The following is a 23925-nucleotide window of genomic DNA, read 5'->3' on the forward strand; positions in this document are numbered from 1 at the left end:
TTTAGAAGAAGCCGAGCTTGTTCTCGTTGTAGCTGACCAGGAGGTTCTTGGTCTGCTGGTAGTGGTCCAGCATCATGGCGTGGTTTTCACGGCCAATTCCTGAGGACTTGTAGCCACCGAAGGCGGCACCTGCCGGGTAGGCGTGGTAATTGTTGACCCACACGCGGCCGGCCTGGATTTCCCTGCCCGCGCGGTAGGCGACATTTCCGTTTCGTGACCATACGCCGGCACCCAGGCCGTACAAGGTGTCATTGGCGATGCCGATGGCGTCGTTGTAGTCGCTGAACTTGGTCACAGAGACCACAGGCCCGAAGATCTCCTCCTGGAAGATCCGCATCCGGTTGTGGCCTTCGAAAATGGTGGGCTGCACGTAGTAGCCGCCGGCCAGGTCACCGGACAGTTCAGCCCGCGCGCCCCCGGTGAGGACTTTGGCGCCCTCCTGCTTCCCAATGTCGATGTAGGAGAGGATCTTCTCCAGTTGGTCGTTGGAAGCCTGGGCACCGATCTGGGTTTCCGTGTCCAGCGGGTTGCCCTGGATGATCTTGTTGGTTCGGGCTACAACGTCTGCCATGAAGGACTCGTAGATGCCCTCCTGGACCAAGGCACGTGACGGACAGGTGCAGACCTCACCCTGGTTGAAGGCAAACAGCGTGAAGCCCTCCTGTGCTTTGTCGTAGAAAGCGTCATCCTGGGCCGCGACGTCGTCGAAGAAGATGTTGGGGCTTTTGCCGCCAAGTTCCAACGTGACCGGAATGAGGTTGTTGGACGCATATTGGCTGATAAGCCGGCCCGTGGTGGTCTCACCAGTGAAGGCGATCTTGCGGATGCGCGGACTGGAAGCCAACGGCTTTCCGGCTTCGACGCCGAAACCGTTGACGACGTTCACTACGCCCGCCGGCAGCAGGTCCCCGATCAATTCCATGAGCACCAGGATCGACGTCGGTGTCTGTTCGGCGGGCTTGAGCACCACCGCGTTACCGGCGGCGAGCGCGGGGGCCAGCTTCCACACGGCCATGAGGATGGGGAAGTTCCAAGGGATGATCTGGCCAACCACGCCCAGCGGTTCCTTGAAGTGGTAGGCGGTGGTGTCGTCATCAAGCTGCGAAAGGTGGCCTTCCTGGGCACGGACAGCCGAAGCGAAGTAGCGGAAGTGATCGGCCGCCAACGGAATGTCCGCGTTGAGGGTCTCCCGGACGGGCTTGCCGTTGTCCCAGGTCTCGGCAACGGCGAGCAGTTCCACGTTCTCGTCTATGCGGTCTGCGATCTTGTTCAGAATCGCGGCTCGTTCTGCCGCTGACGTCTTACCCCAGGATGGCGCGACCTTGTGCGCGGCGTCGAGGGCCAGTTCGATGTCCTCGGACGTGCCGCGGGCAACCTCGCAGAAAGCTTTGCCTGTGACGGGCGTGATGTTTTCGAAGTAGGCGCCCTTGACGGGAGCAACCCATTCCCCGCCAATCCAGTTCTCGTACCGGTCCTTGAAGGTAACCTTCGAACCCTCGGCGCCCGGCTGTGCATAAACGGTCATTGCTAGCTCCTTTGCTGCGAATCACGGTGGCTGTCGCCATTGATTCGAGCCTAGGAGCGGGCAGGTTGCAGCTACGTTGCAACCATGTGATTCAGCTCACGCGCGTAGGTTCAGGCTGTCAGTTCGCTCTCGAGCCGTTCAAGATCGGCCACGACGGCGGCGCGCTTGGGTGAGCGCGGCGGCAGCAGCTTCAGGACAGCAAGGCGGAGTTCGACGTCGTACTTCGCTTCGGGCAGCTCAGCGTACTTCAGGAGCGAATCAACGCTGCCGTCGCTGAGCAGCGCTTCCCGCAACAGATGCGAAACCCGCTCACGCAACTCCACGACGCCTGGCGCCTCCGAGCGCGGCAGGACTGCTCCTTTGTAGATCTCCAAGGCAATCCGATGGGCACCCCGCTGCAGGCAGTTGAGCACTTGACCGGAATCGGGAAGCAACTCGACGGGCAACCGGTATGGCCGCGATTCGGGAACGGCCCCCGGGCTGAGCTCATGGAGCACCTTGCGCAGGCGCACCATTTCCGCGCGCAGGGTCACGGCCGAGCCATCTCCGGGGTATAGCTGGGCGCAGAGATCATCTGCGCTGAGGCCGGCCGGTTGGCTGCAAAGGATAGCCAGGATTTCGCTGTGCCGGGCCGACAAGGAAACCGTCCGGCCATCGATACTAAGGAGCGCTTGATCGCGCCCCAGCAACTGCAGGCTGTTCCGATACAGAGTGCGGCCCGAAGCGGAAGCTGAACTCCGGCGTCGTGGTTTCTCCCGGACAGCGGCGGCAAGCTGGAGGCGTTCAATGCGCAACTGCGCCTGCGCCGCCGCAACGGTTGCTTCCACCAGGGATACCGTATGCGGGGCCACCGCAGTCTCCGTTCCAGTGATGTCCACGACGCCCAGCACGGCACCGGAATCCGGATCATGGAAAGGAACAGCGGTACAACTCCACGGGTGAACCGATCTCTTGAAGTGCTCAGCGCCTGAGATCTGGATGCTGCGGTCCAGGGCCAGCGCCGTCCCAGGCGCGCTTGTCCCCACAGAGGCTTCGGACCAATCGGCGCCCGCAACAAACATCATGCCTTCGGCCCTGCGCTGCATGACGGGATCGCCATCTACCCACAAAAGCCGCCCGACGTCGTCCCCCACCGCCACCAACAGCCCACTGTCATGGCTTGGCTGGACCAGCAATTTCCTGATGACCGGCATGATTGCAGCCAGCGGGTGTTGCCTGCGGTAGTCCTCCAGCTCGTCGCGGTCCATCGCGAGCGGCGCTTCCGGAACATCGGGATTGGCCTGGAGGCTGGCCGAACGCTGCCAGGACTCGCGGACCAAGCGCCGGAGGCCCGGGATTTCCCCAGGAGATCCGGCCCGCAGGGTATCCAGTTGTTCATGGCTGATCAGGGCGCGCTTCTGCACAAGTCCCCGGGCCTCGCTGCCTGGAACTGACGGATGGATTGGATTCCTCATCGAACTCCCCTGATGCACCGAGCGTCCGGCACATTACCGATGCGGCACAGTACCGAGAAGTCTAGTTCCGGTGGAGGCGATTGTCAGCCGCGCGAGATCTGGATCATTTCCTCACGAGGAACTACCTTGATGCGCTCGCGGATGACGCCGTTGCCGTTGCCCGATTCGGACCACGCGGCACCCAGGGCGGCCTCGTGGGCATCCAGACGGTTCCACCCCTCCCACGTGGTGTATTCAATGCCGCGTTCCTCAAGGAGGTTAATGATTGCCTGCGGATCCGGGTTCTCGGCCGGAGGCAGCGTGAGCCGGTCTTCGAGGAGGCAGCCGATGGTTTCCAGGGCATCGCCCTTGGTATGACCGATCAGGCCGACAGGTCCACGCTTGATCCAGCCGGTGGCATAGATTCCCGGCACGGGCTTGCCGTCGGCGTCCAGGACGCGACCGCCGTCGTTCGGTATCACACCGCGGCGGGCATCGTATGGCAGTTCTTCGAGAGGCGAGCCGTGGTAGCCGATGGCCCGGTAGACGGACTGCACGGGGTACTCCACAAACTCACCGGTGCCCTTGACGTTGCCGGTTCCATCGAGCTGCATGCGCTCGAACTTGATGCCGGAAACCTTGCCGGGAGTTTCCGGCGAGTCCAGGATTTCCACCGGGCTATGCAGGAAATGCAGGTGCAGACGGCGGGAGGATGGCTGCTCGGATTCCGCGTGTTCTTCCACCAGCCAGTTGGTCATGGTGTTGACCATGGTCTTGATTTGGTTATTGCTGCGGATTGCTTCGTCTGAGGCTTCATCGAACTCAAAGTCCTCCGGGTAAAGCACGATGTCTACGTCGTTGCAGTGGGACAGCTCCCGCAGTTCCAACGGGGTGAACTTCACCTGCGCAGGACCGCGGCGCCCAAACACGTGGACATCGGTAACGGGTGATTTCTTCAACCCTTCGTACACATTTTCCGGGATCTCGGTAACCAGCAGTTCCTCGGGGTGCTTGACCAGCATGCGGGCCACATCGAGGGCAACGTTGCCGTTTCCAATGACCGCGATCTCCTTGGCATCCAACGGCCAGTCGCGCGGGACATCCGGGTGTCCGTCATACCAGGAAACGAAATCTGCGCCGCCGAACGAACCTTCCAACCCGATACCCGGGATGTTGAGGTCCGCGTCCTTGATGGCACCCGTGGAGAAGATCACGGCGTCATAGAAAGCACGGAAATCGTGAAGAGTCAGGTCCCGGCCGTAAGTCACGTTACCGAGGAACCGGATGTCGCCCCGGTCCAGCACTTTGTGCAGGGCGTTGACGATGCCCTTGATGCGGGGATGGTCTGGCGCCACGCCGTAGCGGATCAGCCCGTACGGGGCCGGGTACGCCTCAAAGAGATCGATACTGACCTCCACGTCCCCGTCCTTGACCTCGTTGGATTTCGTCAGGATGTCGGCGGCGTACACGCCGGCGGGACCGGCGCCCACGATGGCGACGCGAAGCGGACGTTTGGGGGTGGTTGCGGCTGAGTTGGACACCGTGAGCCCTTCCGAATCAGTAAGCCACGCCCGTTGTTGGGGCGCGCAGATTCCAATTCTAGATGTCCACCCTGCACCCAGCCTCCTATATGGCGGGAGTCACACAAAAACACACTGTTGCTTCCAACATTGCGGAATATTGCGCCGCCGTTTGGTGTTGGCGACATTGTGTCGACACCCGAGCAGATCACCGCAACCTCGTCCTCTTCCAACCAGCCCAGGGTCCAGAGTGCGTCCAGCAGTGAAGTAGAAAGCGATGGACGCACCCCAGGCGGCAGGGCTTCCGGACGGAAGCCGGTCTGGAGCGAGTCGACGGCGGGAATCCTGTTTGGCATTGGCGCTTACAGCTTGTGGGGGCTGCTTCCGCTGTACTTCCTGGCACTTCAACCAGCCGGGGCCATGGAAATCGTTGCCAACCGCGTCGTTTGGTCGTTGATCTTCTGTGCCTTGCTGATCACGGTCACGAGGGCTTGGAGGGTTTTTGGCGCAGCCGTGAAGGACCGCTCAGTCTTTGGCTCGCTGGCCTTGGCGGCTGGATTGATTGCCATCAACTGGCTCACCTATACCTTCGGCGTCACCACAGGACACGCAGTTGAAACGTCCCTTGGATACTTCATCAACCCCTTGGTGTCGGTCCTGCTCGGCGTATTCGTCCTCAAGGAGAAGTTGCGGCCACTCCAATGGACAGCAGTTGGAATCGGCTTCGTGGCAGTGGGCGTCCTGACCTTTTCCTACGGGCAACTTCCCTGGATCGCGTTGACCCTGGCCTTCAGCTTCGGTTTGTACGGATTCGTCAAGAAGCGCGTCGGCCCCAAGGTTGATGCGCTCACCAGTCTCTCCGTTGAGACAGTGGTCCTGGCCCCCTTTGCAGCCGCAACCATGGTTGTCCTGGGCGTGAGCGGCGTCGCGACACTCACCGCCTTTGGACCCGGTCATTTCTGGTTGCTTCTGGCATCTGGTGTCATCACGGCTGTGCCGCTGCTCTTCTTTGGCGCCTCGGCACGTCGTTTGCCCATGACCACCATCGGCCTGCTCCAATATTTCGCGCCGATTCTGCAGTTCATCGTGGCGCTGGCGGTCTTTAACGAGACCATGACCACGGCCCGCTGGATCGGATTCTGCGTGGTGTGGCTCGCCCTGCTGGTGCTCACTGTGGACATGCTGAACACGGCAAAGAAGAACTCGTCCCTGAAGAAGAAGGCCAGGATCGCGGCCGCTGCGGGAGCTTAGCCAGACTGCTGAAAACGCCGGAGGAGTGCATCGACGCTGGAATGCGTCCTGAACGCCGGAGCTTTCCGGCGTAGTTGCATCTATCCGACGAACTCATAGCCTGAGCACTTTTGTTCATTTCTGTTGAGGTGTCCGTCAACCGGACATAAAGTTGCGGAAACTTTCACCGCCACGTCCACCCCAACCTGCCAACGAGTACAGGCACATCCACATAGCTGGCATTTGCGGCTGTTCCCACATCGGGGAACAAAGACGAATGACAGTCAGATGGACCTGCCCTTTGCTGGCAACAGTTTTGAACGGAGCCGTTTTGAACATCAATGGACCCACACTGAACCGCAGGACCCTTTTCCGCACGGCAGGCGCGGCCGCCCTGGCCGGAGCCCTGCTATCCCACTCCGCCCCGGCGTTTGCGGAACAGGCACCCGGACTGCTGCAGCTCATCGATCGAAGGCGCTTGGTCCTTGCCGGCGGGCAAAGCGCTGCGGAGGTCCCTGAGCTCGCAGCGCAGCTTGAGGGTATGGGCCAAACCACGGAAAAGTGGTGGACTTCCATGGACAAGGCTCCCGTACGGACCTCGTTGTGGAATGACATTCCGCTGATTGGCATTGGACAGTCCACGGCGGCCACCGGCAATATGGGCCTGCATTTCAACCGCCTCTATGACATGGCCCTTGGCTATGCGGTTCCGGGAACTCCCTATGCCGGAAACCCGCAACTGGCGGCCGATATTGTGGCTGGCCTGCAGCTCCTCAATGACACCGCGTACAAGCCCGGCATGCGGGCCGCTGGCAATTGGTGGTTCTGGGAAATAGGTGTCCCCCGCAAATCGGTGGACATCCTCACCCTTCTCTACGCCGAGGTCCCCGAAACGCTGCGGGCTTCGCTGCTGGCAGCAGTGCGCTGGTTCGCTCCCAACCCGAATTGGCGCGGGCGCACAACGTCCCTCGCGGAGACCGGCGCCAACCGCGTGGACAAATCGCTGGCCTGCTGCATGCGGGGCATCCTGGACAACAACGCGGATGAGATAGCCCTGGGCAGGGACGCTTTGAGCGACACGGTACGCGGCGGCACCAACAGTGTGTTCACGTACGTGAGCAGCGGCGACGGCTTCTACACGGACGGCTCCTTTGTGCAGCACGGCTATCTGCCATATGCCGGAACCTACGGCGTTGTGGCTCTGGCCGGCATCGCAGAGATCATCGCCATGCTCGGTGGAAGCTCCTGGGCAGTCAACGACCCCAAGCGTTCCGTGCTCCTGGACGCAGTGGAGAACACCTACGCACCGTTCGTGTGGGACGGCCGGATCATGGACACCATCCGTGGCCGTGCCGTATCCCGGCAGCGCGAGCCCGACTATGTCAGCGGCTTTGGGCTGATCTCCGCCGTCTTACTGCTGGCACCAGGCTGCGAGGAGCCGTACCGTTCGAGGTTCCTCGCCTTGGCCAAGGGCTGGCTTGAACGCTGCGCGGACCAGAAACTCGTTGGCCATCCAACGCAGAGCCTGGCAAAGTCCCTGTTATCGATGGGCGTCCTGTCCGATTCCTCCGTGGTTTCAGCACCGGCGCCTGTGTATAGCCGGATGTTTGCCGACCAGGATCGGCTGGTGCACCACAGACCACAGTGGGGCTGCACGGTGAACCTGTCCTCCAAGCGCATTGGCCGCTACGAGTGGGGCAACAGCGAGAACAACCTCGGCTGGTATCAGGGCGACGGAATGACTTTTTTGTACACCCGGCAAGATCCTTCCCAGTTCAGCGCTGACTTCTGGCCCACGGTGGATCCCTACGCACTCCCGGGCACCACAGTCAACGACCAAGCACGCGCGAGCGGAGCAGGCGGTGCAGGAACTGGAATCCCCCGCGCTTTCCAGGCCTTTGCCGGCGGACTCACCGTGGACGGACGTTGGGGCGTCATCGGTATGGACCACCTGAACCACAACAAGTCCCTGTCCGGAAGGAAATCGTGGTTCTTCCTGGATGACGCCGTCATCTGCCTGGGCGCGGGCATCACCGGTACAGGTGGAGCTTCGGTTCAGACCACCATCGAGAACAGGTCCTTCGCCGTGGGGTCCGGTCCGGACTTGCGAACTGATTCCCGGACGCGTCGCCTGGCTGATGGCGATTCCCCCGTAGCCATTAAACGATCAGTTCACATTGAAGGGCATGGCGGCTATGTCCTCTTGGACGCGCCCGGCATCTCAGGAGCAACCGAGGTAGCCGTGATCCGCCGGACGGGCAGCTGGTATGACGTCAACTCCGGAGCGGATACCGGCGGCACCACGGATCCCGTCACACGGGAATACGTGACCATCACACACCGCCACGGCGTGGATCCCGCGGATTCCGGCTACGCATACATGGTGCTCCCCGCGGCAACCCACGACACCACGTTCTCGCAGTCCGCGAATCCCGATGTAAAGGTCCTGGCAAACTCCTCAGTGTCGCAGATGATCGAAGTCGCGACGGAAAAGCTGGTCCTGGCCAACTTCTTCGCCGCAGGCAGCAGCGAGGGCTATACGGTCTCCGGGCCCGGCACGCTGGCAGTCCGCCAGGTTGGGGACCAGCTCGCTGTCTCCGTTGCAGATCCGTCCCGGACACAGTCCAGCGTTCGGGTCACGCTGCCAGGAACCCAGTGGCGCACGCTGGCACAGGCCGACGACGGCGTGGCCCTTGTCAGCGTCGATCCCCTCGTCATCGAAGTCCAACTCGACGGACATGGCCACCAGAAGAACCTGACGCTGGGCACCTAGGCGGGCTCCGGCGTCGTGCGTTCCCTGGAACGTGCAGCCCCGCGACGCCGACACCGTGGGAGCCGTGCGAGTTCGCACGGAAACCTCCCGCGAACTCGGCGGGTTCCCGCGAACTCAGCCGTTTAACGCAGATGGAGGGCCGGGAAATCCCGGCCCTCCTCCGCGAAACAGACCTTACGCGTTGGCCTTGATGGCGGCGGCGAGAACCTCGAGGCCGTCGAGGAGCAGCTCGTCGCTGATCACGAGCGGCGGAAGCAGGCGGATCACGTTGCCGTAAGTGCCACAGGTCAGGATGATGACACCTTCCTGGAGGCATGCGGCGGCGACGGCCTTGGTGAGCTCAGCGTTCGGTTCCTTGGAGCCGGGCTGTACGAGTTCAATGGCCAGCATGGCGCCGCGGCCACGGATGTCGCCAACCACGGAAACTTCTCCAGCCAGATCGCGGAGCTTGCCCAGGGCGAGCTCTTCGATGTGGCGGGCGCGGCCCTTGAGGTCGTGCTGCTCCATGGTGTCGATGGCTGCGAGAGCTGCTGCGCAAGCAACCGGGTTGCCACCGTAGGTGCCGCCGAGGCCGCCGGGGTGGACGGCGTCGAGCAGATCGGCGCGGCCGGTGATGGCGGACAGCGGCAGGCCGCCGGCGATGCCCTTGGCCATGGTGATGATGTCCGGGACAACACCTTCGTGGTCAACGGCGAACCATTCGCCGGTGCGGCAGAAGCCGGACTGGACCTCATCAGCAATGAAGACGATGCCCTTTTCCTTGGCCCAAGCCGACAGTGCCGGGAGGAAGCCTTCGGCCGGAACGATGAAGCCACCCTCACCCTGGATGGGTTCGATGATGATCGCTGCAACCTGGTCGCCACCGATCTGCTTCTCGATCATGGTGATGGCGCGCTTGGCAGCCTCGGCACCGGTGATCTCCGGGTTCTCTTCACGGAACGGGTAGCTCATGGGCATGCGGTAGACCTCGGGCGCGAACGGGCCGAAGTTGGTCTTGTACGGCATGGCCTTGGCAGTGAGCGCCATGGTCAGGTTGGTGCGGCCGTGGTAGGCGTGGTCGAAAGCAACAACAGCGTCGCGGCCGGTAGCCAGGCGTGCAACCTTGACGGCGTTCTCCACGGCTTCAGCGCCGGAATTGAACAGCACGGTGCGCTTGGCGTGGTCGCCCGGGGTGAGGCGGTTGAGCTGCTCGGCCACTGCGACGTAGCCCTCGTACGGGGTGACCATGAAGCAGGTGTGCGTGAAGTGCGCGGCAGCTTCCTGGACGGCGGCGACGACGGCGGGGTCGGACGCGCCGACGCTGGTCACGGCGATGCCGGAGCCGAGGTCGATGAAGGAGTTGCCGTCGACGTCGCGGATGATGCCGCCGTCGGCGTCTTCGACATAGACAGGTACGCCGGAAGCGACGCCGGCAGCAACGACGGCGGAGCGACGCTCGGCCAGTGCCTGCGACTTGGGGCCGGGGAAGGCGCCGTTGATGTTGCGCTTCTGCTCGATGCGGTACGAGAGTTCGTTCGCGGTAGTGGTCATGGGGTGATTGCCTTTCTGGGAAGCCAGGTGTGGAGGGTTACGCGACTGCGTTATGCAACTGAGTTATGCATCCAATGCACTCATGACGTGCTTGATGCGCGTGTAGTCCTCCACGCCGTACATGGAGAGGTCCTTGCCGTAGCCGGACTGCTTGAAGCCACCGTGCGGCATCTCTGCCGTGAGGAGGATGTGGGTGTTGATCCAGACTGCGCCGAAGTCCAGGTCACGGCTCATGCGCATGGCAGTGCCGTGGTCGGTGGTCCAGACGCTGGATGCCAGGGCGTATTCGACGTCGTTGGCCAGCTCGAGCGCTTCGGCTTCGGTGCTGAACTTCTGGACCGTAATGACGGGACCGAAGGTTTCCTTCTGGACGATGTCGTCGGTCTGCTTGGCGCCGGTGATGATGGTGGGCTCGAAGAAGAAGCCCTTCTCGCCCGCGCGGTGGCCGCCGGTTTCGATCTTGCAGTTCTCCGGGAGGTGTTCCACCACGGAGGTGACGGCGTTGAAGTGGTTCACGTTGTTGAGCGGGCCGAAGTAGTTGTCTTCGTCGTTCTCGGAACCGGTGTGCAGCGTCTTGGTGTGCTCAACCATGGCCGCCACCATGTCATCGTGGATCTCGTCCTCGATCAGTACACGGGTGATGGCCGTGCAGTCCTGGCCGGCGTTGAAGAAGGCGAATTCTGCGATGGCCGCAGCGCTCTTCTTGATGTCGGCGTCCTTGAAGACGATGGCCGGAGCCTTGCCGCCAAGTTCCAGGTGTGCACGCTTGAGGCCCTTGGCCGCACCGCTGGCAACGGCGATGCCGGCGCGGACGGAACCGGTGATGGACACCAGGCCGGGGACCTTGTGATCCACCATCATGGCGCCGGTTTCACCGGTTCCCAGGACAACGTTGAGGACGCCGGCGGGGAAGATTTCCCCGGCGAGGCGTGCCAGCACCAGGGTGGATTCCGGGGTGGTGTCCGACGGCTTGAGGACAACAGTGTTTCCAGCGGCCAGGGCGGGGCCGATCTTCCAGATGGCCATGAGGAACGGGTAGTTCCACGGCGCGACCTGGGCCACGACACCGATCGGTTCGCGGCGGACGTAGGAGGTGTGGCCCTCGAAGTACTCGCCTGCGGACTTGCCTTCCATGATGCGTGCAGCACCTGCGAAGAAGCGGAGCTGGTCTGCGCCGGCGGCAACTTCCTCGGAAGCGATCAGGGAGCGGACCTGGCCGGTGTTGCGGTGCTGGGCTTCAACGAGTTCCTCGCTGTTGGCCTCCACGGCGTCGGCAAGCTTGAGCAGCATGAGCTGGCGCTGGCCCGGTGTGACGTGCTTCCACGTCTTGAAAGCGTCGCTGGCAGCGGTCATGGCGGCGTCAACATCGGCCTGCACCGAAATCGGCGACTTGGCAACGATCTCCCCGTTGGTGGGGTTCACGATGTCCAGGAGACCCGTACCTGCCGGCGTAACGAATTCGCCGTTGATGAAATTCTGCAAGGTTTGAACCACGGTGTGCAACCCTCTTTCGGTGTGTGGGCGTGGGTTTTAGCTGATCAGAGCCTATGCCAGCAGAGGGGTCCAAGGAATAGTCAGCTGCACACACACGCACACTCTCCTTAGTGCGCTTGACCAGCGCCGGGTTACGCTTGTAACCATGGCAATGTCCCTCTCTTCGCTCGTCGCTGTCCCCTCCCTGAAGCTCCGCAAAACAGGTAGCGCAGAAACAACCTGGAACCAGGACATCAGCTGGGTGGCCGTGACGGAGCTGGAAGATCCACAGCGCTTCCTCAGCGGCGGGGAATTGGTCCTCACCACGGGCCTGCGCCTGAAGAGCGCCGCCGACCAGCGCCGATTCGTCCGGCAGGTCCAGCGCGCGGGTGCGGTGGGCATCGGCTTCGGCATCGGCCTTACGCACGAGTCCGTTCCCGAGGCCCTCATCGCCGAAGCCAACCGTTGGGGCCTGCCCCTGGTGGAAGTGCAGTACGAGATTCCCTTCATCGCCATCGGAAAACTCGTTGCCGAGTCGCATTCGGCTGACCACTACGCAAACTTGGAACGACTCCTGGCAGGACACCAGATCCTCGCCCGATCGCTCCTTACCGGCGGCGGCCTGGGCGAACTCCTCAAGCAATTGGGCAGCATGCTGCGCACTGACGTCGTGCTTACCCAGTTCAGCGCGCAACTTTACAACAGCGTTCCCGGGAAACCGGCCCCGACGGCGGATGGCTGGGCTTCGTATCCGATTCCCACCGGCCGTAGGGACGCCTGCACGCTGTGGTTGCGGCAGCCATTCGTGGACTCCGGGATTGTCAGTTACGCACAGAACCTCATCAGCGTGGAGCTCAACAACATGGTCAAGCAGCGCCAGGCGCAGAGAGCCATGGCCGGGCAGGTGCTGGACGACGTCATCCACGGCACGCTGGAAACCATAGAGGCTGCCCGCCGTTTGGCAGGCGTTGGAATCAACAGCACCAGGAAGAACGTGGTGCTCGTGGCGGAGTCCACGGCACACCACAAGCAACTGGTGAATATCTCGCTGCCCCAGGCGTTGGAAGCTGGCGTCAGCGCGGTGGTCGGGAAGGACCTGGTCACCGTCATCAGCGACGACGGCAGCTCTGCCACAGCCTTGGCCAAGAGCCTGAGCGACCATCTGCAGGAAGCCGGGATCCACGCCGTGATCGGAATCGGCGGCGCCTATACGAAGCCGAACGGCCTGCGCTGGAGCTACTTTGAAGCGCGCGACGCCGTGGCGCACGGCTTGCCCGTGAACGAACCCGAGCGGCTGAGCCTGACCTCCCTGTTGCTGGCGAGCGAGGACGTTCCGTTGGCCGACATGGCCAGCGAGTCGCTCACCCCCCTGCGGAAGTTCGACGCCGCGCACGGTGCCGAACTGGTGACCACGCTGGAGAGCTACCTCAACCACAACGGCTCCGTGGCGGCCGTCGCCGAAGCCCTGACGCTGCACCGCAACACGGTGCGGTACAGGCTGGCGCAGATTACGGAGCTGACGGGCTACGACCCCTCACAGACGCAGGACCGGGTGCAGCTTTGGCTTGCGCTGGCCGTCCAGCGGCTGGGCTCGCGGAACCCCCGGTAAGCGCCCAGCCGCCGCGCCACCGGAGAGATTCGCCACAAAGTTCTAGACATTAAACGTCAAACGTCTAACCTTTAGATATGGCTGCGACGACCCCTTACACCCCGACCACAGGAAACATCCCACAGATTGCCCCCGCCAACGTGGCAACAGCCCAAGCGGTGAAGGCAGTCCCCAAGACGCGCGTCGTGGCCGTCGTCGGCATCGTTGCAGTGGTCCTCATCGGACTGAACCTGCGCGCCGGAATCACCAGCGCAGCGGCGCTCTTCCACGAGTTGCAGCAGGCGCTGGGCTACGGCGCCTTGGTGGCTTCGATCCTGCCCTCGATTCCGCTGCTGTGCTTTGCGGTTGCAGGGATGGGGACCTCGTGGCTGACCCGCCGCGTGGGTGTTGAGAAGGCCATCGCGATCGCCTTGGCCTTGCTGGCAGGGGGCTTGCTGGTGCGCGGTGTTCCAATGACGGGCGCCCTGCTCGGTGGAACCGTCCTGGCGATGTCCGGACTTGCCGTGTGCAACGTGGCCATGCCGTCGTTTATCCGCGAACACTATGCGGACCGCACCTCGATGATGACCGGGCTCTACACCTTCACGATGTCCGGCGGCGCTACGTTCGCAGCGGCCGTGAGCGTTCCCTTGGCCCAGCAGCTCGGTTCGCCGTCGATGGGCCTTGCCGCCTGGGGCATCCTGGGCGTCGCAGCGCTACTCGGCTTCCTCCCGGTGGTCCTGCACTCGCACCGGAATTCCACCAAGACGGACCGTCCGCGCGTATCCATGTGGCCCCTGCTCCGCACCCGCCTGGGGATCCTCATCACCGCTATCTTCACCTTCCAGGCTTTCCTCGCCTATGCCGTGATGAGCTGGTTCGCGTACATCCTCACCTCCCAGGGCCTCAGTGCTTCCGAAAGCGGACTGCAGTTTGGCGTCATGCAGCTGGTCTCCGTAGCCGCCGGCATGATCCTGCTCGCCTTCGGTTCCCGGCCGGGCATGCTGCGGCCTGCTCTCTACCTCGCGAGCAGCTCCACGCTGGTTGCCATTGCCGCCATGATCTGGTTGCCCACCTCCTTGGCGGTCATTTCGGCGGTGCTCTTCGGCTTTGGCTTGGGCATCTTCCCGCTGGTCCTGGTGATCATCAGCCGCAGTGGACGCTCGACGGCGGAAACCACCGCGCTCTCCACGATCGCCCAATCGCTGGGATACTTGATTGCGGCAATCGGCCCCTTTGGCATGGGGCTGCTCCACAGCGCTACGGGCGGGTGGGCGCTGCCCCTGAGCTTGCTGTCCATCGTGGCAGTGGCGCTCATGGTTACCTGCCACATGCTCACGAGCAAGCGCACTGCCACCAAGACCGGACCGAGGAAAGCATGACCCTTACTCCTTCGCATCGCCCGGCACTTGCCGAGGAGATCACCGCCAAGCTGCGGGACATGATCAAATCAGGCGAGTGGCCACTCCAGGAGCGCATCCCGGCTGAGCCTGAACTCATGGCGAGCCTTGGCGTTTCGCGGGGAACCCTCCGCGAGGCCATCAAGGCTTTGGCACACTCGGGCATGCTCGAAGTCCGCCGGGGAGACGGCACGTATGTACGGGCCAACAGTGAAATGTCCGGTGCGGCCCAGCGCATGTACTTGGAGCACACCCAGGAACACATCGTGGAAGTGCGGCTCGGCCTGGATACCCAGGCGGCCCGCCTTGCCACCAAGCACGCAACGGTGGAAGACCTGTCCGAGATGCGGCGCCTGCTGGCCCTGCGCCATGACGCCTGGCAGTCCGAGGACTACCCCACCTGGGCCCGCGCTGACTGGGAATTCCACGAACGGGTTGCCCTGGCATCCGGAAATCCGCTGCTGCATCAGCTCTACGTCTCGTTTGGCGGGGTCTTCCATAATGACCTCCTCCGCCAGCAACGCAAGGAGGGCTTCAACGGCATCCCCCGCGAGGGGCACGATGAACTGGTGGATGCTTTGGAAGCCCACGATCCCGACGCCGCCGTCCAGAGCGTCTACCGGAACCTGGATTTCTGCGCGGACAAAACCCCACACTAACCCTTCGCTAGTCCGTTGCCAGCCCGCTTTTCCGTTGTTGCCCAACCACGTAACAGCGGCCCGGCAACGTCTTTACGGAGTCGTTTCGATTCCCACCCCGGCCGCGTCCTTGTACCTGGCGTTGATCAGCACCACGTCGCGTCCCGCCCGGTCCAGGAGGCTGGCTGCAACACTCGCCCGGTAACCCGTTGCGCAGTGCACCCAGATTCTTGACTCCGGCAGCTCCGTGATCCTTCCGAGCAGCTCATATACCGGCATGTTGAGCGCGCCCCTGACATGCGAGGCCGCGAATTCATCCGGCCGCCGAACATCAAGGACCACGTCCTCCGGTGTTCTGTCCTTGACGAGCCCGGCCCAGTCCGAGTGCGGATACGACGCCTGCGTGTGGTCCGGCGCCAAGGCACCAATGTCCAAGACTTTAGCGTTAGGCCCGACGGCGGCATCCGGACTATCGATGCCGATTCTCGCCAGGTCACGGATCGCCTTCTCTACTTCGTCCAACGGGCCCAGTAGGGTGAGTGGCTGGTTCCACGGGATCACCCAGCCGAGGTAGCTGGTGAAGTTGGAGCCGCTTCCGTATTCGAAGCTCACGCTGCCGTGAAGATGGCTGTCCGCAAAGGCCACCCGGTGCCGCAGATCCACCACCCACTCGCCCGCGTCCAAACGACGACCCAGCTCTGCGGCGTCCACTGAATCAGGTACTCCCAGATTTGCCGGGCCAGGGCCACCTGCATTGAGCGGGCTCATGTGCGCGTAGTAGGCCGGGTAAGCCGTGATGTTCTCCAAGAGCTCAGCCACGAAATGGTCCTCACTGGGGTCCGTTAACGCGTGATTGGCGACGGCTTGCTCGCCAATGGTCGAGGCGTTCTGCCTGCTCGCTGGTCCGATGGAACAGAAGGATCCGAAGCCGTGCGTTGGATAAAGGGCAGCATCGGATTGCGCCTCAGCGACCAGACGCCGGACCGAAGAATACTGGTCGTGTGCCAGGCCGGCCGTGTCATGTGGCGAGACCAGGTCCGTCCGCCCAACGGAACCGTAGAGCAAGCTGCCGCCGGAAAACACAGCCTCGGGGCCGCCGTCGTGCCCTTCCTCCCGGACGACGTACGAAAGGTGCGTGTGCGTGTGCCCAGGCGTTGCGAGCACCTTCACAATCAAGCGCCCCACACGGATGACTTGCCCGTCGGTGACGGGGACGCGATCAAACGCAACATGGTCATCACCGTTGACCAAGTACTCGGCACCATGTTTTTCAGCCAAAACCAGCCCGCCGGTGACGTAGTCGTTGTGCAGATGGGTTTCGGCGACGTGGGTGATCCGGACGCCAGCTTGCCTCGCTGCCGCTTCTATCCGATCAGTGTCCCGCTGCGGGTCTATAACCAGCGCAACTTTGCCGTCATGCACCAGGTAGCTGCGGTCCCCCAATGCCATGGTTTCGATGACTACGACGTCCATGATTCAGCGTACCGCTGAAGGTTAAGCAAAAGCGGGGCCACTCAATGAGTGACCCCGCCAACGCAGAAAAACTAGACCTGTGCGGCTACTCCGTCGCGGGAGATGTCCACCATGTCCTCACGCGGCACAACCTTGATGCGCTCACGCGTGACCTCAACGCCGTGGGACGTGCCGGCCTCGGTGGCTGCAGCGCCGAGCGCGAGCTCGTGGGCGTCCAGTGCCAGCCAGCCTTCCCAGCTGGTGAACTTCACCCCGCGGGCGTCGAGCAGTTCCACCACCGCATCAGCTTCGGGAACCTCAGCGAAGGGCAGGTTCTGGCGGTCCTCAAGGAGGTACGTGACGGTCTCCAGGGCATCGCCCTTGGTGTGGCCGATGAGGCCCACCGGACCACGCTTGATCCAGCCCGTTGCGTAGAGGCCCGGTACGTGCTGGCCGTCGGCGTCCAGGACGCGGCCGCCGTCGTTCGTGACAACGCCCTTCTTGTGGTCGAACTCAACGTCCGGCAGGGCGGAGCCGAAGTAGCCGATGGCACGGTAAACGGCCTGGACCGGGTAGTCGATGAACTCGCCGGTTCCGCGGGCGTTGCCCGTGCCGTCCAGCTCGGTGCGCTCGAACTTGATGCCGGCAACCTTGCCCGGAGTCTCCGCGGAGTCAACGATCTCAACCGGGCTGTGCAGGAAGTGCAGGTGCAGGCGGCGGGAAGCCTTGAGCTCGGAGAGGTCCTCGGGCTGCTCAGCGATCCAGTTGGTGAGCGTGCCCACCATGGTCTTGGTCTGGTTGTTGGTCTGGACCTGGCGGTCGGACTCTTCGTCGAATTCGAAGTCCTCGGCGTAGAGGATGATGTCTACGTCCTTGGAGTGCGAGAGTTCGCGCAGTTCCAGCGGGGTGAACTTCACCTGGGCGGGGCCGCGGCGGCCGAAGACGTGGACGTCCGTGACCGGAGAGTTCTTCAGGCCGGCGTAAACGTTGTCCGGGATTTCGGTGACCAGCAGGTCATCGGCGTGCTTGGAGAGGACACGCGCCACGTCAAGGGCAACGTTGCCGTTGCCGAGGACAGCGATTTCCTTGGCGTCCAGCGGCCATTCGCGGGAAACGTCCGGGTGGCCGTCGTACCAGGAGACGAAGTCGGCGCCGCCGAAGGATCCCTCAAGCTCGATGCCCGGGATGTTCAGGTCCGCGTCCTTGATGGCGCCGGTGGCGAAGATGACGGCGTCGTAGTGCTTGCGCAGGTCCTCGATGGAGATGTCCGTGCCGTAGTCAACGTTGCCGAAGAAGCGGATGTCGCCGCGGTCCAGGACCTTGTGCAGGGCGTTGACGATGCCCTTGATTCGCGGGTGGTCCGGGGCGACGCCGTAGCGGATCAGGCCATACGGTGCCGGGTAACGGTCGAAGAGGTCGATGCTGACGTTGAGCTCGCCGCTCTTGACGGCCTCGCTCTTGGTCAGGATGTCTGCTGCGTACACGCCGGCAGGGCCGGAGCCGATGACGGCGACGCGAAGCGGACGGTCCGCAGAACCTACGGGGGTGCTAGTTGACACGGCTGTGTTCCTTCTTCTTCTCAGTTGGTGCGGACGCGGGGACGGTTGGGGGTAATGGTGCTGTAGTCAGCGGTCTTGAAATGCTGGGGGGCGAAGGGGCTGACACGGACCACATCGCCGATCACGATGACTGCTGGATTGGCCACGCCGACGGCTTCAGCCTGGTCCGCAATGGTTCCCAACGTGCCGATGGTGACGCGCTGGTCCGGCAAATACCCGTTCTCAACGATACCTACTGGAGTGTCCAAAGGCAGACCCGAGCCAGCCAGGGCAGCCGCGGAATCGCGCAATTGGGCCACGCCCATGAGCAAAACCACAGTGTGATCCGGCCGGGCAGGGACTTCGGACAGCTCTTCGTGGCCAGTCACCACGCTGAAGCCCTTGGCCAGGCCGCGATGCGTGACGGGAATACCAGCAGCGGCAGGAACCGAGATGGCCGACGTCACGCCGGACACCACTTCAACCTCGACGCCGTGCTGCCGGCAGAACTCTGCTTCCTCGCCACCGCGGCCCAGAACGTACGGATCGCCGCCTTTGAGGCGGACCACGCGGTTGCCCTTGAGGGCTTCGTCCACGAGGATGCGGTTGATCTCCAGCTGCGGCACCGGGTGATGGCCGGGCGTCTTGCCTACCTCGATCACGCGGACGTCCGGAGCCAGTTCCTTCAGCAGCTCACGAGGGCCCAGACGGTCAGCAACCACGACGTCGGCCTGGCCAAGCAGGCGGCGACCACGGACTGTGATGAGTCCCGAGTCGCCCGGGCCTCCACCTACCAAAGCGACTGAGCCGACGGAACCAGTGGAGGTCTTTCCGGACGCATCGGGCTTGCGGTGGCGGCGAAGCGGGAGGTCACCGGTTTCCAGGGCGGTGGCAACGGCATCGCGGAGGGCCATCGCACGGCGAGGGTCTCCCCCGGCGTTGATGGCGATCTTTACGTCATCCACCACTGCCACTGCCGGAGTCCATGCGGCCGATGATTCGTGGTCCGAGGCATTGACGCACCAGATGCGCTGCGCTTCGGCGTCGGCTGCAACCTTGGTGTCCACTGCGGGAGCGCCAGTGGCCGTCTGAACGAACCAGACGCCGTCGAGGTCTGACGTGCGGTACTCGCGCGGCTCCCAGGTGAGGAGTCCGGCGTCGGCGAGTCCGCGGAGGTTTTCGGAGGCAACGGGAGCGACAACGGTGACCTTTGCACCGGCGTCGAGCAGTCCCTTGGCGCGGCGCTCCGCGACGGGCCCGCCGCCCACAACCAGCACCGGGCGGCCAAGCAGCCGTAATGCTGTGGGGTAAATGTCCTGTATTGCCATGAAAAAACTGTAGGGCTGGCTCGTAACATGCTTCAAAGGCTCGGAAACACCCGGTAACGCTGGGTAATCCAGCGTCACATTGGGTTCATCCCTCCAAAACTTCATCCCCTAAAAAACAGACCAGCCCGTACGCGTCGTGAATTCGTCCAACGCAGCGACTCCTGCCACCGAGTTGCCGGACCGGCCAAGGCCCGGGCTCCACACACTGATGGCGCATTTGTTGGGAACCACTGCGACGATTCCGCCTCCAACGCCGCTCTTTCCCGGAAGGCCCACGCGATAGGCGAATTCCCCGGCGGCGTCGTAGGTCCCGCAGGTGAGCATGACGGCGTTGATCCGCTTGGTCTGCGCCGGCGACAGCAATCGCGTGCCGTCCGCTCCTACGCCGTTGGCTGCCAGGAATCGGGTTGCGAGCGCCAGGTCTTCGCACGTCATGGCCAGGGCGCACTGTTCCACATAGGACTCCAGGACAGCTTCCACGGGGTTTTCCAGGTTCCCGCAGCTGGCAAGGAAGTGGGCCAGTGAGGCGTTGCGGTGGCTGTTCCGTAGTTCCGACGCAGCGACGTAGTGGTCCGCGGCCACGGTGGAGTTGCCGGTTTCCCTGCGCATCAAATCGCGGACAGACAGGGCAGCACTTCCCGTGACGCTGAGGAGCCGGTCGCTGACCACGATCGCGCCTGCGTTGATGAAGGGGTTCCGGGGAATCCCTTCCTCGCTCTCCAATTGGATCAACGAGTTGAACGGGTTGCCCGATGGTTCGCGGAAGACGCGCTTCCAGATTCCATCGCCGTCGAAGGCCAACACCAAGGCGAGCGCGAACACTTTGGAAATACTTTGTATTGAGAAAGGCACATGCGCGTCCCCTGAAGAGTAGACGTCACCGTCCCGGGTGGCGAGGGAGATGCCGAACTGGTGTGGGTCGACGGATCCCAGCTGCGGGATGTAATCGGCCACGTTGCCCTGGCCGACGTGCGGCTGTACTGCCCCGACGATGTCGTCGAGGAGATTCTGGATGTCCAAGGTTCTAGCTCCTGGCCTCTGCGTAGGTCCACAGTCGTAACTGGAGATGGGCAAGCAAGCGTTCGTCCGCGGACTGCAGGTCCAGCCCTGCTTCCTCGCACGCACGCCGCAGACGGTAGTGGACGGTGTTGCGGTGGATGGCCAGTTCCTCGGCGCAGCGGTTCACATCGCCGAAGAATTCGAGGTACGTGAGAAGGGTCAAAGCGAACTCCGGATAGCGGTCGCAGAGCTTCGCTATGCCCTGGTGCCGCAGCCTCTTGCGGGTTTCCAACAGATCAAGCAATTCGTTGGTAAGGACTGTGGTTTCCACATCCCTGTAGGAGGCAACCCGGATGGACGGGGTGCTTTGCAGCACCTTAAGGACACTGCGGACGTGGTCAAGCGTTGCGTGCAGGGCGTCCAGCCGGGGAACAATCGGGCCAACGGCGGCCTGGACCTGGAAATGCAGGTGTGTGGTGGCGTCACGCACAATCGTATTGACCAGCCGGTTGATGGCGGGCAGGGACTTTACCGGGTCCAGATCGGGCAGGATAATTGCTGTTTCCATGCCCAGCGCTCCCACGACTGCTCCCGGACGGTATGCCGCGGCGTGGATGGATGCGAGGTTGGAGAGCTCACCCCTGCGGAGCTGGAGGCCGGGGGCGCTCTGGTCCAACCCGCCCGCGGAAATCAACACCAAGGCCGCAGGTTTGGAGGGGTCGATTCCTGCCGACTGGGCCTGCGAATGAACCTGTGCCGTGCCGCTCAGCAGGCTGGACACCCGGTCCTCGCGCATGGATTGGGATTGCTGGTTCCGGTGGCGCACCAGTTCGATCGCCGCATGGCGCGCAGCGCCGATCATCAGCCTGTCAGTGTTCTGTGCCAGCGGTTCGGCCCCTTCCTGCAGCCAGATGTAGCCCATCACGCGGCTCCCCGCATGGATGCCAATGGCCACGCGTTCCCGAAGCCCGGCCGCGGGGTTGGCATCCACGTGAACGGGCTCTTCGGTGGCCTGAAGGTGCTTGTAGACGCCTGATTCCTTGAGGAGCTTCTGGTACCGCTCCGGTCCGCGCCTTGCAAGAATGGACAGGCGCCGGAGCTCATCGACGTCGTTGGAAGCCGGCGAGTACGCGAGGACCCGGTTTCCTGGATCCTCAATGACGACGTGGCCGTTGGTCAGGGTTGCCGTTGTTTGGGCGATGGCAAACAAGTCCCTGTGCACCGTGGTGGGATTCTCCCCGGACACACCGCGTTCCCGGATACGGTCCAAGGCGACGCTTTCGAACTTGTCCCAGCGAAGGCCCGGGGCTACGGCAACCAATCCGATTCCGGTGGATTGCAACAGCTCCGCCACGGCTTCGAGTTCACGTTCGTTGCCCTTGACCGCGACGGCCGTTGGCCTGTCGCTAATGATCCGCCGGATTGCCGGCAGCGCCACACGTCCACGGGCGCCGATGAGCATCACCAAGGACCCGGGGCGGGTGGCATTCTCGTCTTCAGCATCTACAATGACCGTTTCACGAACTGTCAGGTTGTCCGTGTCGGGGGCAAGCAACAACCGTGCGTTGTCCACCCCCAGGTCTTCAAGTACATCGCTCAGCAAGGTGACGACGCCGTCGTCGTCAATTTCCAGGGCCTTCAACGAAGCTATCGCTTCCTCTCGTATTCAGTTCGGGTCAACTGGATTCCATCGCCATTGAAGAAATCCTGCCCATGCTCCTGCGCAATCGCGCACAGCGAAAAACATTACCGGGCCTTCAGGACACCAGTGTTGTCCAGCCAGCACAAGAGCCGGGCCCTGAATTTGGTTCGCCAGCCAATTTGCGCGATTCGCCTGAGATCTAGAGTTATTGACTGTTCCCAACGCCACAAACACTGTCTGTCGCGCCAGTGCCAGAGAACACGTCTGTGCCCGTTGGGACTGTTGAGCTGCCGACGGCGGCGCCGGAGTCAAAGGAGACCCCTCAGTGATACCCACGTCAGTTTCAGCGCATACTGCTGCGCCCAACCGGTCCGACGGGGCCGGCACCCTGCTTGTTGGCCAGGAGCCAGGCCAGGATTTCTCAACAGAAGAATCGGGCTACCGGAAGACACTCAAGCCTCGCCAGATCCAGATGATCGCCATCGGCGGCGCGATCGGCACGGGGCTTTTCATGGGGGCAGGAGGCCGCCTCAACGGTTCAGGCCCCGCCTTGGTCCTGGTTTATGCGGTGTGCGGATTTTTTGCCTTTCTCATCCTGCGGGCTCTGGGCGAGTTGGTTCTCTACCGCCCAGCCTCGGGCTCGTTTGTCTCCTATGCCCGTGAGTTTTACGGCGAGAAGATGGCGTACACGGCTGGCTGGTTGTACTTCCTGAATTGGGCCATGACCTCCATTGTGGACGTCACCGCAGTGGCTCTGTACGTGAAGTTTTGGGGCCAGTTCTGGCAGCCCATCAATGACGTCCCCCAGTGGCTCATCGCCCTCATCGCCCTGGTGGTAGTGCTGGCGTTGAACCTCGTGTCGGTGAAGATTTTCGGCGAGATGGAGTTCTGGTTCGCCCTCATCAAGGTGGGTGCGCTCGTGGCCTTCCTCGTCGTCGGAATCTGCTTCATTGTCCTTGGTGGCAAGACGGATGTGGGCGTTCCCGGCCTGAACGTCATTGCGGACAACGGGGGTCTCTTCCCCACCGGAGCGGTGGCGCTGCTCCTGGCGATCAGCGGCGTCGTGTTCGCCTACGCGGCCGTTGAACTGGTGGGCACCGCCGCCGGCGAAACTGCCAACCCTCACAAGGTCATGCCCAAAGCCGTGAACACAGTGGTGCTTCGTATCGGTATTTTCTATGTCGGCTCCGTCCTTTTGCTCTCCCTGCTGCTGCCCTTCACGTCCTACAAGTCCGGCGAATCGCCGTTCGTGACCTTTTTCTCCCACCTTGGCGATCCCCAGGCTGGCGCGATTTCGGCCTCCGTGATGAATTTCGTGGTTCTGACCGCCGCCCTCTCGAGCCTCAACGCCGGCTTGTACTCCACCGGCCGGATCCTGCGCTCCATGGCTGTCAACGGCTCAGCTCCACGCTTCACCGCCCGCATCAGCGCTTCCGGTGTTCCTTACGGCGGCATCTTGCTGACTGCGGTCATCACGTTGATGGGTGTGGGCCTCAATGCGATCGTTCCGTCGCAGGTCTTTGAAATCGTGCTTGAGGTCTCTGCTCTGGGCATCATCGGGGGCTGGGCCACCATCATGCTCTGCCACATCAAACTCCAGGCGTGGGTGCGGAGCGGCAAAGTGGCAAGGCCCGCGTTCCAGCTTTTCGGCGCCCCCTTTACTTCTTATCTGACTCTCGGATTCCTGGCCTTTGTCCTCATCACCATGGGCTTCTCGGAAACAGGCCGATGGGTGCTCGCTTCCCTGCTGGTGCTGGCACCGCTGCTCGTCGGCGGCTGGTATGCCCACCGGGGCCGAATCCACAACGAGCAGCCCGCTTTGAACCCGCCCTCAGTTTGAAAGAGAAAACACGTCA

16 protein-coding genes are annotated in these 23925 nt (G+C 62.8%); 6 read left to right on the forward strand and 10 right to left on the reverse strand.

What is annotated here, in order from left to right; translation table 11 throughout:
- Position 1: 1 nt before the first annotated feature.
- From LDN75_RS18535 to LDN75_RS18545, 3 genes are all read right to left on the reverse strand, one after another.
- Positions 2 to 1525 carry an aldehyde dehydrogenase family protein gene (locus LDN75_RS18535; RefSeq protein ID WP_223934162.1) on the reverse strand — a complete coding sequence of 508 codons (1524 nt, stop codon included), beginning with the start codon at positions 1523 to 1525 and terminating at the stop codon, positions 2 to 4.
- A 110-nt stretch (positions 1526 to 1635) separates the two neighbouring features.
- On the reverse strand, positions 1636 to 2979 hold the full coding sequence (locus LDN75_RS18540) for a GAF domain-containing protein (RefSeq protein ID WP_223934164.1): 1344 nt from the start codon (positions 2977 to 2979) through the stop codon (positions 1636 to 1638).
- An 83-nt stretch (positions 2980 to 3062) separates the two neighbouring features.
- Complete coding sequence (locus tag LDN75_RS18545) at positions 3063 to 4499, reverse strand: FAD-dependent oxidoreductase (RefSeq protein ID WP_223934166.1); 1437 nt, start codon at positions 4497 to 4499, stop codon at positions 3063 to 3065.
- A 129-nt stretch (positions 4500 to 4628) separates the two neighbouring features.
- On the opposite strand from LDN75_RS18545, the gene rarD reads away from it, so the two are divergent.
- Together rarD and LDN75_RS18555 are read left to right on the forward strand one after the other, a co-directional pair.
- Positions 4629 to 5729 carry an EamA family transporter RarD gene (rarD, locus tag LDN75_RS18550; RefSeq protein ID WP_223937630.1) on the forward strand — a complete coding sequence of 367 codons (1101 nt, stop codon included), beginning with the start codon at positions 4629 to 4631 and terminating at the stop codon, positions 5727 to 5729.
- A 310-nt stretch (positions 5730 to 6039) separates the two neighbouring features.
- Positions 6040 to 8481, forward strand: coding sequence for a polysaccharide lyase 8 family protein (locus LDN75_RS18555; protein ID WP_223934167.1), 2442 nt, complete (start codon positions 6040 to 6042; stop codon positions 8479 to 8481).
- A gap of 174 nt (positions 8482 to 8655) precedes the next feature.
- On the opposite strand, the gene gabT is transcribed toward LDN75_RS18555, so the two are convergent.
- Positions 8656 to 10011: a 4-aminobutyrate--2-oxoglutarate transaminase gene (gabT, locus tag LDN75_RS18560; RefSeq protein WP_223934169.1), complete on the reverse strand. Its 1356-nt coding sequence runs from the start codon at positions 10009 to 10011 to the stop codon at positions 8656 to 8658.
- A gap of 63 nt (positions 10012 to 10074) precedes the next feature.
- A complete protein-coding gene (locus LDN75_RS18565) occupies positions 10075 to 11505 on the reverse strand; it encodes a gamma-aminobutyraldehyde dehydrogenase (protein ID WP_223934171.1) in 1431 nt (476 codons plus the stop codon).
- Positions 11506 to 11650: 145 nt separating this feature from the next.
- On the opposite strand from LDN75_RS18565, the gene LDN75_RS18570 reads away from it, so the two are divergent.
- The 3 genes from LDN75_RS18570 (at position 11651) to LDN75_RS18580 (ending at position 15131) form a co-directional block, all read left to right on the forward strand.
- Complete coding sequence (locus tag LDN75_RS18570) at positions 11651 to 13093, forward strand: PucR family transcriptional regulator (RefSeq protein ID WP_223934173.1); 1443 nt, start codon at positions 11651 to 11653, stop codon at positions 13091 to 13093.
- Positions 13094 to 13170: 77 nt separating this feature from the next.
- Positions 13171 to 14454, forward strand: a complete 1284-nt coding sequence (locus tag LDN75_RS18575; RefSeq protein ID WP_223934175.1) for an MFS transporter — start codon at positions 13171 to 13173, stop codon at positions 14452 to 14454.
- Entirely contained in the window at positions 14451 to 15131 is a 681-nt protein-coding gene (locus LDN75_RS18580) for a FadR/GntR family transcriptional regulator (protein WP_223934176.1), read from the forward strand. Before LDN75_RS18575 ends, LDN75_RS18580 begins: the two co-directional genes overlap by 4 nt.
- Before the next feature lie 72 nt (positions 15132 to 15203).
- Here LDN75_RS18580 and LDN75_RS18585 read toward each other — a convergent pair whose 3' ends face one another.
- The 5 genes from LDN75_RS18585 to LDN75_RS18605 form a co-directional block, all read right to left on the reverse strand.
- Positions 15204 to 16583, reverse strand: a complete 1380-nt coding sequence (locus LDN75_RS18585; RefSeq protein WP_223934177.1) for an MBL fold metallo-hydrolase — start codon at positions 16581 to 16583, stop codon at positions 15204 to 15206.
- Positions 16584 to 16654: 71 nt separating this feature from the next.
- Positions 16655 to 18121, reverse strand: coding sequence for an FAD-dependent oxidoreductase (locus LDN75_RS18590; RefSeq protein WP_223934178.1), 1467 nt, complete (start codon positions 18119 to 18121; stop codon positions 16655 to 16657).
- Positions 18122 to 18141: 20 nt separating this feature from the next.
- Positions 18142 to 19428, reverse strand: a complete 1287-nt coding sequence (gene cobA / locus LDN75_RS18595; protein WP_223934179.1) for a uroporphyrinogen-III C-methyltransferase — start codon at positions 19426 to 19428, stop codon at positions 18142 to 18144.
- Positions 19429 to 19536: 108 nt separating this feature from the next.
- A complete protein-coding gene (locus tag LDN75_RS18600) occupies positions 19537 to 20448 on the reverse strand; it encodes a glutaminase (RefSeq protein ID WP_223934180.1) in 912 nt (303 codons plus the stop codon).
- Between the two features lie 4 nt (positions 20449 to 20452).
- Positions 20453 to 22069 carry a helix-turn-helix domain-containing protein gene (locus LDN75_RS18605; RefSeq protein WP_223934181.1) on the reverse strand — a complete coding sequence of 539 codons (1617 nt, stop codon included), beginning with the start codon at positions 22067 to 22069 and terminating at the stop codon, positions 20453 to 20455.
- Positions 22070 to 22457: 388 nt separating this feature from the next.
- Here LDN75_RS18605 and LDN75_RS18610 point away from each other — a divergent pair, with 388 nt between their 5' ends.
- Positions 22458 to 23909 carry an amino acid permease gene (locus LDN75_RS18610; protein ID WP_223937631.1) on the forward strand — a complete coding sequence of 484 codons (1452 nt, stop codon included), beginning with the start codon at positions 22458 to 22460 and terminating at the stop codon, positions 23907 to 23909.
- The last annotated feature ends 16 nt before the right edge of the window (positions 23910 to 23925 follow it).

This window comes from Arthrobacter sp. StoSoilB5 (assembly GCF_019977235.1).
GTDB lineage: Bacteria > Actinomycetota > Actinomycetes > Actinomycetales > Micrococcaceae > Arthrobacter.